The organism is Litchfieldia sinesaloumensis (assembly GCF_900156865.1).
Lineage (GTDB): Bacteria > Bacillota > Bacilli > Bacillales > Bacillaceae_L > Ferdinandcohnia > Ferdinandcohnia sinesaloumensis.
In genome coordinates, this window is the sequence record NZ_LT732529.1 from 1,631,220 (window position 1) to 1,644,338 (window position 13,119).

Annotated in this window: 11 protein-coding genes; 3 read left to right on the forward strand and 8 right to left on the reverse strand. The window is 39.6% G+C overall.

Going from position 1 to position 13,119, the window contains the following annotated elements:
• Window positions 1–41: 41 nt before the first annotated feature.
• Genes CZ490_RS08085 through CZ490_RS08095 form a run of 3 tightly spaced genes read left to right on the forward strand, consistent with a single transcriptional unit; the run spans window position 42 to window position 2,367 of the window.
• Complete coding sequence (locus tag CZ490_RS08085) at window positions 42–380, forward strand: PadR family transcriptional regulator (RefSeq protein WP_077618414.1); 339 nt, start codon at window positions 42–44, stop codon at window positions 378–380.
• Window positions 380–892, forward strand: a complete 513-nt coding sequence (locus tag CZ490_RS08090) for a hypothetical protein (RefSeq protein ID WP_077618415.1) — start codon at window positions 380–382, stop codon at window positions 890–892. The genes CZ490_RS08085 and CZ490_RS08090 overlap by 1 nt, the downstream gene beginning before the upstream one ends.
• A gap of 14 nt (window positions 893–906) precedes the next feature.
• Window positions 907–2,367 carry a serine hydrolase domain-containing protein gene (locus CZ490_RS08095; protein ID WP_077620992.1) on the forward strand — a complete coding sequence of 487 codons (1,461 nt, stop codon included), beginning with the start codon at window positions 907–909 and terminating at the stop codon, window positions 2,365–2,367.
• Between the two features lie 26 nt (window positions 2,368–2,393).
• Here CZ490_RS08095 and CZ490_RS08100 read toward each other — a convergent pair whose 3' ends face one another.
• From CZ490_RS08100 to CZ490_RS08135, 8 genes are all read right to left on the reverse strand, one after another.
• Complete coding sequence (locus CZ490_RS08100) at window positions 2,394–3,566, reverse strand: macrolide family glycosyltransferase (protein WP_077618416.1); 1,173 nt, start codon at window positions 3,564–3,566, stop codon at window positions 2,394–2,396.
• Window positions 3,563–4,000 carry a helix-turn-helix transcriptional regulator gene (locus tag CZ490_RS08105; RefSeq protein ID WP_077618417.1) on the reverse strand — a complete coding sequence of 146 codons (438 nt, stop codon included), beginning with the start codon at window positions 3,998–4,000 and terminating at the stop codon, window positions 3,563–3,565. Before CZ490_RS08105 ends, CZ490_RS08100 begins: the two co-directional genes overlap by 4 nt.
• Window positions 4,001–4,285: 285 nt before the next feature.
• A complete protein-coding gene (locus CZ490_RS22490; RefSeq protein WP_077618418.1) occupies window positions 4,286–4,987 on the reverse strand; it encodes a hypothetical protein in 702 nt (233 codons plus the stop codon).
• 2 nt (window positions 4,988–4,989) lie between these two features.
• Window positions 4,990–5,427 (reverse strand): hypothetical protein, encoded by a 438-nt coding sequence (locus CZ490_RS08115; protein ID WP_077618419.1) that lies wholly within the window; start codon window positions 5,425–5,427, stop codon window positions 4,990–4,992.
• Window positions 5,428–5,431: 4 nt separating this feature from the next.
• Window positions 5,432–9,046, reverse strand: coding sequence for an AAA family ATPase (locus CZ490_RS08120; RefSeq protein ID WP_077618420.1), 3,615 nt, complete (start codon window positions 9,044–9,046; stop codon window positions 5,432–5,434).
• 13 nt (window positions 9,047–9,059) lie between these two features.
• Complete coding sequence (locus tag CZ490_RS08125) at window positions 9,060–10,115, reverse strand: DUF4236 domain-containing protein (RefSeq protein ID WP_077618421.1); 1,056 nt, start codon at window positions 10,113–10,115, stop codon at window positions 9,060–9,062.
• A 486-nt stretch (window positions 10,116–10,601) separates the two neighbouring features.
• Window positions 10,602–12,650 (reverse strand): catalase, encoded by a 2,049-nt coding sequence (locus tag CZ490_RS08130; protein WP_077618422.1) that lies wholly within the window; start codon window positions 12,648–12,650, stop codon window positions 10,602–10,604.
• Between the two features lie 127 nt (window positions 12,651–12,777).
• On the reverse strand, window positions 12,778–13,116 hold the full coding sequence (locus CZ490_RS08135; protein WP_077618423.1) for a DUF4363 family protein: 339 nt from the start codon (window positions 13,114–13,116) through the stop codon (window positions 12,778–12,780).
• Between the last annotated feature and the right edge of the window lie 3 nt (window positions 13,117–13,119).

Consider the following 13,119-nt stretch of genomic DNA (forward strand, 5'->3'; position numbering starts at 1 on the left):
ATATACTTGATTGAAGTATATATTTTTGTTAAATTTAACCTATGGATAGAACTAGTTTGATTAAAGGTCATTTAGAAATGTGTGTATTATCTATTTTGTCTAAGAAAAAAAGCTATGGGTATGAAATTATGAAGGAGCTTGAAGTACACAATTTAAAACTGAAAGGAGTGGGAAGCATTTACCCTATTCTGACGAAGCTCAAAGATCAAGAATGGGTTGATACTTACCGTGAAATGACAGATAACGGGAAGGTCAGAGTGTATTATGAAATTAATGAAAATGGGATAAAGCATCTTCAGATTAAAATCAATGAGTGGTTAGAGTTACAGCAGGACATAAAATCCCTACTTCAAAGTGATTTGATGGGAGATGATTTGTAATGAACGTTAAATTAAATATGGAAGAAAAAAAGTTTTTAAATGATGTGATGAGTGAGTTAAAGCACTATCAAATAAGTGTAAAGGATAGAAAGAATATTGAACAGCAGCTTATAGAGCATATCGAAGAATCTCGTGAACATGGTCGGGACAGTATAGACGAACTTGGGGATACCGCGACATTTGTCAAAGATTTCTTGGAGATTAATGGAATCGATCTTCATGCTGAAATAAAACAGATTCGAAATTCCAAAAGCAGAACCGGCTTTTTATTTGGGATAGGATTTCTTACTTTATTTCTTACATATCTTGGTTCTCAACTGCTCCTCTCCATGTTTTTAACTGAATCCTTTAATCCCTTGGTAACTAGTAGTGCCTTTGATTACAATATCTTTTACCGAATTTCAGATAATGTATGGTGGAATTCTTTACTAATGATGATTAGCATTTCCATTGCTTGTTTACTATCGGTGCTTGTAGTAATGCTTACTAAACAAAAATTGAGAATTTGGTGATAGTTACCGTGAAAATAAAAACGACGATATCAAAAGTTGTCTTTGTGTGTTTATTATTTCTTACGTTTTCTCCATTTCTACCAGTCTCACAAATCCTTGCAAAACAAGACATAAAGAGCACGCTAAATACTTATGTCGAAGCATTTTTAGAAGAGCATAGAATTCCTGGAGCATCTATTGCTATTGTTCATGAAGGCGACCTCTACTACTCTCATGCCTGGGGTGTAACAGGAGAATCCGAAGAAAAAGTGACGACTGAAACTCCCTTTACAATAGGGTCAATAAGTAAATCATTAACAGGCTTAGCGATAATGAAGTTAATTGAAGACGGTACCGTGGGTTTAGATGATCCGGTCCAAAAATACTTGTCATGGTTTACCCTGCACGATAAACAAGCAGCATCCCAAATTACCATTGAACATCTGCTTACCCAAACAAGTGGGTTAAGTACGTATTCTGGATTATCTATTTCAGACAAAGAATCTAAAGATTTAGATGCTATTAAAAAGAATGTAGAACGTTTATCAAACGATAAATTGACTGCAGAACCTGGAGAAAAGCATCAGTATAGCAATGCTAATTTCGCAATCCTTGCTGCACTAATCGAAGAAGTCACAAATCAAACCTATTCTGAGTACATGGATAGACAAATTTTTTCACCCTTAGGAATGAATCATGCAGCAGCTGATACTAAAATGGCATATGAAAAAGGATATCTAACTGGTTATCAGTCATGGTTCGGGATCCCCCGTAAAAGTGCTGTCACATATGATAATGGTGGCGCACCATATGGGTACATTACGGCAAGTGCAACAGACATGGTTCAATACCTTACATTACTTAGCCAGCACGGTACTAACTTCTTGAGTGAAAATACGATGAACCTTTATCTAACGCCGTATGTCCAAACAGGTGAAAACCGCTTTTATGGACTCGGTGTAAGAATCTCACATCCAAATTCGAATAAAAAAATGATATGGCATTCAGGCTCAACTCCTGATTCCCGTTCAGAAGTATTCTATCTACCAGAATCGGATTGGGGCGGCGTTATCCTTACGAATAAAAGTCATATTTTAGAGGAAGAAGCACTACACTACCTGAAACAAGGGATTATAGATATTTTACATGGGAATGAACCTATAGATGTACCAACAAACACCCCTACCACTCAACTAATCTTATTAGGAATTGTCTTTTTACTTTTCATCCTGCTCATTTGGCTCTTAGTAAAGGTTAAATCCGCAAACATTCGTAAACGAAACACATGGCGTATCACCGGTATCGTTCTATTGATAGTATCGATTGCTATCATTCCAACACTCATCTATAGCGTGGGAACTCCCTGGCATACAATATCAGTATTTGCTGCCGATATCGCATTGCTCACTAAGATATTGGTTGTGTTATTGGCATTAACCGGTTTACTATCCATCTATCTTTCACTTACTAATAAAAAAGGCAATTCCTTCAGTTAAGTAGGAATTGCTTTTTTCGCTTATCTTCAATCATTTATTTTAGCCAAAATCACATTCGCTGCCCTCTCTGCTCCACCCGCCTTTTTAAAGCTTTCTGACAGAGCCTGCGCATGTTTCTGATAGGACGGATTTCCAAGTAAGTCAGCTACTGCAGTCGCCAAGTCATTCGGCTTACTTCCTTTAAGCATGACGCCTGCACCTAGCTCGGCCACTCGATCAGCGACCATTCGTTGCTCGCTATGCTGTGGAAATAGCACCATCGGAACGCCAAAATACAAACTTTCATTCGCACTATTCATCCCACAATGGGTAATAAATACATCAGCTTCTTGTAAGACCGCTATCTGATCGACAGTATTTTTCACTGTAAAATGTTCAGGTATGTTTCCTAAAGATGTGATATCCGTTTTTTCACCGACTGACATCACGACATCATAGTCCGCATCGGCAAAGGCTTTTATACAGTTTTCGTAAAAGTCTTGATTCTGATTAAGTACTGTTCCAAGCGAAATATAGACAATTTTCCTGTTCTCTTTATGTTGTGTCGGGACCGACTCCCTTATGGATGGGCCAACAAAAGCATAACGTTCAGAAAAGGTTTCGGCCATTGGCTGGAATTCTTTTGACGTATAGACAATCGTGTCTGTGTCATTATTGTTTTCAACTAACGAGACAAAATTCTCGACTTTAAATCCATGCTCGTTTAACTGTTTGATTTTTGCCTGAATCCTTCGCATCCCAACAATCATTCTCCAGATTTCCTTGAAACCTCGCTTCATTGTCTTCGCGGTATACCGATTAAACGCAAAAGAGGTCGTCGAACTGATATATGGAATGTCCAGTTTCTTTGCAAATAATTTTCCCCAAATGCTTAAGGAGTCTGATACGATGCAATCAGGCTGTAATTCCTGCAGTTCTTCACATACCATTTTATCCAAAGCAATCGTTGTATCAGCAACCATTTCGATTAATGCAGCAAAATCTTTTCCAACTTTACGCTCAACCTCTGCCTCAGATACTCTCGGCAAATAGTCGTCACAACCGATAAAAGTAGCACCAGCATCTTCTATCTTCTGCTTAAATTCACTAAAAGAATAATACCAAACCTCGTGACCTTTCTTTACAAGCTCAGTTACAACCGGAATTGTAGGATTCGTATGACCATGTGCGGGTAGTGAAAAGAAAACAATTTTACTCATTCATTCTCACCTTCCACTTGTGCATGACGTATCATATCCGCTAATTCAAGAAAGCCATCACTTTTTAAAATAGCAATCCCTTTAGTCGCATCTTCCCCTAATACAACCAACTTATCACCCGCTTGAATCTGGTACATTTCACGTGCCTGTTTCGGGATCACAATCTGACCACGCTCTCCTACTTTCACAACCCCGAAGAACTGTTTTCCCTTAGGTTTTAGCTGGTTTACTTCATCTTCTTTCATCTGACGTGATAATTGGTCCAAACTCACTTCAAAAATTTCACTAAGGATTTTGCATTTATATATATCAGGCAGCGCCTCATCGTTTTCCCATTTCGCCACAGTCTGACGTGATACATTCACCTTCTCCGCCAATTGCTCCTGACTCAATTTATGCTTCTTACGCAACACACGAATATTCATACCAATCATATTTTTCATCTCCTTATATTATCAATATACAGAGATTTCAAAGGAATTTCTAGCAATGGAAACTAACATATTTTGTTAAGGATTGTGGCGTTCTTCACTCAATCGCATCCAACACTAATCAATAAAAGATTCACGTTTCTAGTCAAGATTTGCCGTTTCGACTTGTTAATCTAACAAATCCTGTTTTGAATCAAGAAAACTTCATACAAAAAGCACCGTAATTAGAAACGGTGTTTTTTGCGTTTAGCCTAATTTTCACTTCTCTCGCGATCTACCCTCTCCCCCTCACCTCACCAACTCATATGTGTTAAACTCCCCTTCAGGTGCGGTGTTGAAATAACTCGTTCCGTTAATGTCATATCGGACTGCATAGGTAATTCCACCACCACCATCTCGGATTCCTTTTATCTGGACAGATCCTGTCGATGGAACCGTTAATTCCTTTGGTTTATGCTGAATCATAAAAGACTCCGAAACGGGGGTGCCATCAACCAACACTTGGACATAGTCGCCATCCTCTGCGGCATAATCCCAAACCCAGATTTTTGTCTCATCCACATCAGAGGCATGTGTTATTGTGTAGTCCTGTGCCCCTAGATTTTCATCATCTTCGAGGAGTACGACACCTGCGGATATTGCGGTTGAAACTTGATTTTCAAGTGCATTTCTCGCAGACTCTGATGTATCCACAGTTGTTGTGTCTGTTAGGAACATTGCAATAATTCCAACCGCTAACGCCATATATCCTAAACGTTTCATCCCTTTTAACTTTTTACCGTGGAATACGTTGCCTTTATTTAAAGGCACAGCAGCTTCCGGGCTTTTTTCTTGTTCTACAGGCTGTCCATCATAATCCTGCTGCACAATTTCATCTCTTACATCAATTTCACTAGGTTCGTCGCCAAAGGACTTTGGTTGTCCAGCATTCTTTGATTTTTCTTTAGCACGTTGGATTCGTTCTCGTAAATCCTTTTTATTCTGGCTCACTGTTACTCACCTTCTTCATGGACAGGATTTCGATGAAAATAGAAACTCATCCCGAGACGTCCTATTACAACAAAAACAATCATTAAGATAAAAAATAGCGTATGTCTCGTATCACTTCCTGTTTGATAACCAAAGTTCAGAATGGAAAGGGCTATATTAATAATGACCATGCCAACAAAAAAGATCTTCACAAAAGGATACAACCACGGAAAAACCGCGTAAATTCTCCGAAAGACTGGCACCAGTAATGAAATCCCAATTACAAGTCCACTTACCCCAATCATCGATAGTGCAGTATCAGGCCCTGCAAAACCAGACGTTCGAATCGCACTCACATCTGAAAAGAACATCAAAGGGGTAACCAGCAAAATAAGCAGGATAAAGCTCATCGGAAAGATTAAATATACAAACGCCATCGTACTCCCAAGTATTTTCCGCATCGCATTACACCTCTTTAATATCTTCCAGAGTAATAGTCGTGAGCATTTCTTCGGTTAATTCCTTCTCTTGGCTTAGACGACTAGCCTGATGATTCAATGATTTTTCATATACATTTCGGACATAACGGCCATTTCCGAAGTTGTCCATCGAGTCCACACGTTGGAATATGTCCATTAGCTTGTCCTTTGCATCTTCCGTCAGTACAAAGCCTTTTTCTTCATAAAACTTCTCCGCAATCTCCATTAACTCATGTGGAGAGTAATCCTTGAAATCAATAATAGTTGGAAATCTGGAACGCAAACCAGGATTCAAGCTTAAAAAATGCTCCATATCGTCTTCATATCCTGCTAAAATGACGACAAGCCGATCCCGATGGTCATCCATCATTTTCACTAGCGTATCAATGGCTTCTTTACCAAAATCATTTGGACCACCTTGAGCAAGTGCATACGCTTCATCGATAAATAGTACACCATCTAATGCTTCCATGATCACTTCTTTTGTCTTAATTGCCGTTTGCCCAACATAGCCAGCAACCAAGTTGGCGCGATCGGTTTCCACTAATGTGTTCGTTTGAATAACACCCAGATTATATAAAACATTCGCCACAATTCTTGCCATCATCGTCTTCCCTGTACCTGGATTTCCTTTGAAAATCATGTGCAACGTTTGTGTTTCATCCACTGGCAAGCCAAATTTCTTCCGCTCTTTTTCCAAACGTAATCGAGCCTGTAAGCTGCGGATATAATCCTTCACTTCATCAAGACCAATAATGCTAGCAAGTTCGGTTTCTAAGTCAAAATTCTTCAAGACCCGCTCGGTTGGCTTAATATCTGTTGGTAAAATAACATTTAGCTCCTCAACAGGTACATCATTCATCGCAATTCGAACCGATTGATTACGTGTAATCTCTTCAATAAAATTTCGAATCATCCGTCCATTACCAGATTCACCAATAGTTTTTCGATGTTTCTTTGTAATTTCCTCCATTAATACCGATTCAGCCGCTTTGGCAAGGGTAAATCCTTTAAAAGAAATTTGTATTTTCGCAATCTCAAACAATTCTCTTGCTGAATAATCAGGAAAATGGATGCGATGCGGGAAGCGAGATTCAAGCCCTGTATTGACGTTGAGAAATTCATCCATCTCTTTTTCATACCCAGCTAAAATGACAACAATATCTTCACGGAAATCCTCCATCAGCTTGACTAACGTATTAATTGCTTCTAATCCAAAACTTCCACCACTTGTCGCCAGTGCATATGCTTCATCAATAAACAACACGCCACCGAGAGCTGAACGAAACACTTCCTCGGTTTTCTTCGCTGTATGTCCTGCGTATTGCCCTGTCAATCCACCACTATCGACTTCTACAAGATGTCCGGATTTTAACAGTCCCATCTCCTTAAACATCATTGCGATAATTCGCGCAATCGTTGTTTTTCCCGTCCCGGGATTCCCGCTAAAAATCATGTGTAACGTTTGAGACGTATCGACCTTCAATCCTGCGTTCCTTCGCTTTTCCTGTGCAATTAACATATGAAATTGATTCCGAACAAAATCCTTCACATGATTCAGCCCTACTATCGGAGCCAAACTAGCTTCCAGATCAAAGCTTGATGTATCGTCAAATTTAAAATCTTCATACGTCAACTCATTGATGTTAGCATTCTGCTCTCGAATTAACCGCTGTGATTGATTCAAAATAGCTGCCTCGATTGTGTTTCGAACAAGCCTTCCGTTTCCACTGTCGTTTTTCCCTTTAATTTGGCTCTTATCATATAAGTCAATCAGTGGTTTCTGACAAGAGGCGGCAATCGTGTAGCCTTTTTGATTTGCAATAATTTCTGTAATCTCCCACATCTCATCTGATGTATAATCAGGGAAATGAACAATATTGGGGAAACGTGATTTCAAGCCGGGGTTAGCTTTTAAAAATGTCTCCATCTCTTCACTATACCCTGCTAGAATGACAACCAAATCATCCCGATAATCTTCCATTCCTTTTACCAATGTATCAATTGCCTCTACACCGAATGTGTCATGTTCATTTCGAAAAAGAGCGTACGCTTCGTCAATAAACAGAACACCCCCAAGTGCTGACTTAATCACATCATTCGTAAGTCTGGCAGTCTGGCCCACATATTCTCCAACCAAGTCCGCTCGACTAACTTCCCTTAACTGACCCGTAGATAACACACCAATCGCTTTCAAATACTTCGCAACAATCCGAGCAATCGACGTTTTACCTGTACCAGGATTTCCGGTAAAAACGATATGCATAGAGATTCTCGAATTCTTCATTCCTTGACTTTGTCGAAGTTTTTGGATTTTGACATGATCCTCCAATTGCAACACATAGTCCTTCACTTCTGTTAATCCAACAATCAAATCCAGTTCTTTTTTAATATCTTCTAATCCTGCCCGATTGGTATCACGAACGAAGGTATGTAATGGAATACGTTCCTGATTGATCTGTGCTGCTATCCTGCCATTGATTACCATTAAATTGACCGGAACATTCACCATTTCCGTATTTCTCAACTTAAATTCCGCCAATGGTTTAAAAATTTCTTGTTCTGCTACATTTTCTAATCCTTTTATGCCCGTTGATTCAGAGAAGTACTCTGCAATATATGAAACAACATCATCTGACCATGCCAGAACCATCGATAATTGACTGCCCACTTTTTCCCGTATACCCATAAGAGCACGTTCTGCCAACTGCTTCTTTTCTTCTTCGGAATACGGCTCTATATGAATAAAATCACCAACGGCATCCATAAAATTGGAACCTACTAAATCCATCAAGCTTTGCTCCGTCTTATCATAAAGAAAAGCAAAGTATTTCCCATTCGCATATATCTCACTAATCGACTGCTGTAGTAACGCCCCTGTTGCCTCAACCAGATTATTTTTGTCCATGATATAGCGTGCTGGTAATGAATATTTTCCAGTTGTAGTTAGTTGTGTGATAGAATCGAGCACTCTGGATGGTGCTTTATCAATATGTTCAAAGAGAACGATATCCGACTTCGCATATAAACATTTATATAAGTCCGTTAAAAATAACTGAAATTCAGAATCGGTTGTATATGATGCTAAATCCAGGATGGAAATGGTATCGTACTTCACTAGTTTATGATTTTCTAATAACTTGCCCATTGCCGTTATACTTTGTTTTCTACCTGAACCTGGATGACCAAATAAAACGATGGAATTCTTCGGTTTATCCTTTGTCATACCTGTCACAAATGGTCGTTTAATCGCCAAAGATAGCTCGTCTAAATATCGATTCTGTCCAACCATTTTCTGACCCATTTCACTTCGTATCGTGTAAAAAATGATGTCCAATTGGTCGCTTTTCACAATAGGCTGCTTTTCTTTTCGGGTGATAGGATGATTCGTACTTGGTTTATGAGCAGCTGGGATCCCACCTTTCCCTGTAGGTCGTGACATGGACGTAGGAACTTGGTTTTGTCGCACTTGTTGTGCAGAATGGGTTTGAGTTGTGGATGTAATCCCATCCCTTCTAATCCAGCCATATTTTTTTATGCTACGAACGACTTGCCACTCAGGAAATAAAAACGTTGCGATTTCTTTTATAGTCCATCTCATAGTATGTTATCACCTACCAATCTGTAATTCGTTCCACTGGTCGAAAGCCCTTTGTCTTCAGATGGTCGATATGATGCTGGAAATTTTCCATTGCGTCAGAAGGGTCAAGTCTTGCAAAGTTTAGTCTATCCAAAACCGTCCGATTGAATAAAATCGATAACAGAACTTGGTTTTCCATATTTCCGGTTACAGTGTTCAACGCATGTTCGGTCACATGGACCAAACACCGCTCAATTGGCAAAAAAGCAAACAAATGACGAGCGACCCAAATGGCTTGAGTACAAACATAATCCTTCTTAATTTCATGATATCTAGATACGCCCATTTGACGCCTGGAGACTTTACCAGTTTTCGTTAAGGACAATTGCTCGGTGGGAACTACATTTCCATTCACCTGGAACTCCAATTCTACAGTATGGGCATCATGGACCTTGAAAACATATGATAATTCTTGAAACTCACTACTTTCCGCGATTACTTCTTGATAGGCTCGCGCCTGACCAGCTAATACAGCATTTGCCAAAGTGGTTAATTCGTGCCACTCCTGATAATCTGATTGATCCTGTAGCTTGGCCTGCTGGATTGCTTGATTTAATCTTTCCTTCTTACGTTGTGCTAATTTCTTGATGATCCGTTCAAAAAAGTTTGGTGTGTATGTCTGATACTTATGTACCGCTTCTTGCTGTAATGGACCCATTTCCCCTGGTGTATATGGGGCTGGTATTGCTTGAATTTCCCTCCAATCAATTGGTTCTGGGGAAATTTGATGCAAGGATGTGATTGCTTGGATTTGACGATTATATTCTTCGACGAGAGCTTGGTTGTCTGCAGGATGAGTTGTAGAAGTGGAGGATACTGTTCCTTGAGTATTTTTCTTTTTCTTACCAGTAGTGCTCTTCACATAAGAGATGCCTGTTCCCGGAATTCCAACAGACCTCGTTCGTCTTCCAGATGAATGGATCGAATAACGCATTCCTCTTGTACCGAAACTAACCCCCACCCCCTTTTTACCAAAATTCAACCGAACACCTTTTGCTATTTTGATACTCTTTCTAAAGCGAAAAGCCATTGTTCTCCACCTCTTGCTAGGTAATATGATAGTAAAAAAAGCAGTCGTTCCTATTGAAAACTAAACTGCTTTATTCAGTGATAATACAAGTATTGTTTAGTATGAACGATATATAGGCTCTTATGAATTTTTATAGGAAACTTTTAGGGGAACTTAAATCCAAAAAAAAAGCCATATACAACTTGGCCTTTAAAAATAATTTTATCCTATTTTGAGAGATTTTTTTGTTTGACTTAGTATTCGTGATCCTATTAGTAACAGTCTAACGGCAATGATTGACCTGAAGATTACGTTAAAATGTTCATTAATACTCGTTAATTAACTAATGTTTGATATTGTTCATATAATACGAGTCGTACCTCGTGCCAATATGATTCGTCATCTTAATCAAAAATATAATGTGAAAGAAAATGTATATTAAAATTCAGTACCCTTCTATCCCCTAATTAGAAACTACAGTGCTCTTGTTTGCAGATGAAATCTAATTCAAACTAACTTTCTCTCCCAGAAACGATGGGCACCAATCGCCTCCACAAATTTTGATACAAATTCTACGGGGGCAGTTCCCGTAACTACTCCCGGCTTTCCCTCTAACTTATTTACTTCCAGCCATTTGATTCCAACACCGGTCGCTCCAATCGGTTTATAGTGTGAAAATGCCTCATCAATGAAGTAGGCTGCATCCTTGTTGAACTTATTGTTTTTGTTGCTTCCTCTTATCATATAGACGGCATCAAACAACACCGACTTCGCAGTTAGGAAGGTATGTTCCGCTTTTACTTTAACTCCATTTGTACCGTGCACAGTCCCAATATTTTCACTGATAATTTCCGGGATAAGTCCTTCCATCATCAGTCTGTCCAGCACATATTTAATCTCCGGTCCATTAAAACCATCTGTCAGTATTACAGCTACCTTACGTGTTTTTGCTGATTTTGGTGTATTTTCTTGGCTGAGGGCAGGGGAAGATTTTGTGATGGTCGAACCGTTCCCTTTAGGAGGACTTGCCCCGATTTTTATCGCAAATGCGGTTGCTAACTCAATACTCACATTAGCAAACATATCCACCACCTGCTGTTTTACCGATTCACTTTTTACTTTCCCCAGTTCGAAACTGAACGCTTCAATGATATGCTTTTTTTCAGGTTCGCTCATGCTGTTCCAAAAAAGGGTAGCCTGAGAAAAATGATCTGTAAAACTCTTACTTCGAGCGCGGATTTTTCGCCCTTCCACTTTTTCCTGATAGGTGGCATATCCCCCCTCCTCCTCACTTGCAGGCGCCGGGGTGTCACCAGCCAAAGAGTTTCGGTGATAACTCACTTTCCCGAGATTGATGGTCTGGCGATGGTAACCTTCACGTTGATTATTATGGAACGGTACAACGGGTCTGTTTATAGGTATTTCATGAAAATTAGGACCGCCCAGACGGATTAATTGAGTATCTAAGTACGAAAACAGGCGCCCCTGCAATAACGGATCATTGGTAAAGTCAATTCCAGGTACAACATTCGCCACATGAAACGCAGCCTGTTCCGTTTCTGCAAAGAAATTGTCTACATTCCGATTCAGGGTCATCTTTCCAATGATCGTTACTGGAATGACTTCTTCCGGCCAAAGCTTTGTCGCGTCTAGTATGTCAAACTCGAAACTAAATTCGTCCTCTTCGGCAAGGATCTGAACTCCCAATTCATATTCTGGATAAAACCCTTTTTCGATGGCACCCCATAAGTCATTACGGTGAAAATCAGGATCGATGCCTGCCAATTTATGTGCCTCATCCCATACAAGGGAATGCGTTCCTAATGCAGGCTTCCAATGGAATTTCACAAAATGGGCTTTCCCCTGATTATTTACAAGGCGAAACGTATGGACGCCAAATCCTTCCATCATTCGGAAGCTACGTGGAATGGCACGGTCTGACATAATCCACATGATCATATGTGCAGATTCCTGGTTATTCGCGACAAAATCCCAAAAGGTGTCGTGGGCAGTGGAGGCTTGCGGAATATCATTATCAGGCTCCGGTTTGAAGGCATGCACAACATCAGGAAATTTAATGGCATCTTGGATGAAAAAGACCGGGATATTATTTGCGACTAAATCATAGTTCCCTTCCTCCGTATAGAATTTAGTCGCGAATCCTCTGGCATCCCGAACCGTATCCGCAGAACCGCGCGCTCCATTTACAGTAGAAAATCGGACAAATACGGGAGTCTTTTTGGAAGTATCTTGCAGGAATTTTGCTCTTGTATACTTTTCCATATTTTTGTATAACTGAAATTCTCCATGTACGCCAAAACCGCGGGCATGAACGACCCGTTCTGGAATTCGCTCATGGTCAAAGTGCGTTACTTTTTCTCGAAAATGAAAATCCTCCAGTAGGGTCGGACCACGAACACCTGCCTTTAAAGAAAATTCATCTTCTGACACTTTTAACCCTTGATTGGTTGTAAGTGTCTTGCCTTTGTCATCAACCCTAAATGCTTCTAATTGCTCTTCTTTACTGTTCTTCCTACCATTATGCTCATCATTCATATGAAGTCCCCCCCATCGTTAAAAGATATGATTCACCCTCGGGAAATATCTCAAAAATTTCCACTTAATAGAGACAATCGGTATTTTTTATCACCCGATGGAGACCTACCTTTTATGTGATGAAAACCTATAATGAATAGATATCTGCTACAAGGGATCTAGCTGTTGCTAATTCCATTCTCACATTTGTGGTATCCTCTTCTTTTACGGCAGCAATTATTTTTTGTATACTTTCATTTAATTGTTCATATTCCCCTTCATCGCCAAGTAATTGTAATTTCCATTTGCTATCTATATAAATGTCATTTAGTTCTTCAGCTTGCAATTTAATTTGCTCCCAATCCGGTTGGTCCAATGCCTCTTCAAGCTGATCAATGTGGTTGTAGAAGAGATCCCCACCGATTGTATTAGCACATCCAGCAAGCAGGACGAATAGCAACAGACAGATACTATTTTTTTTAATCAATGA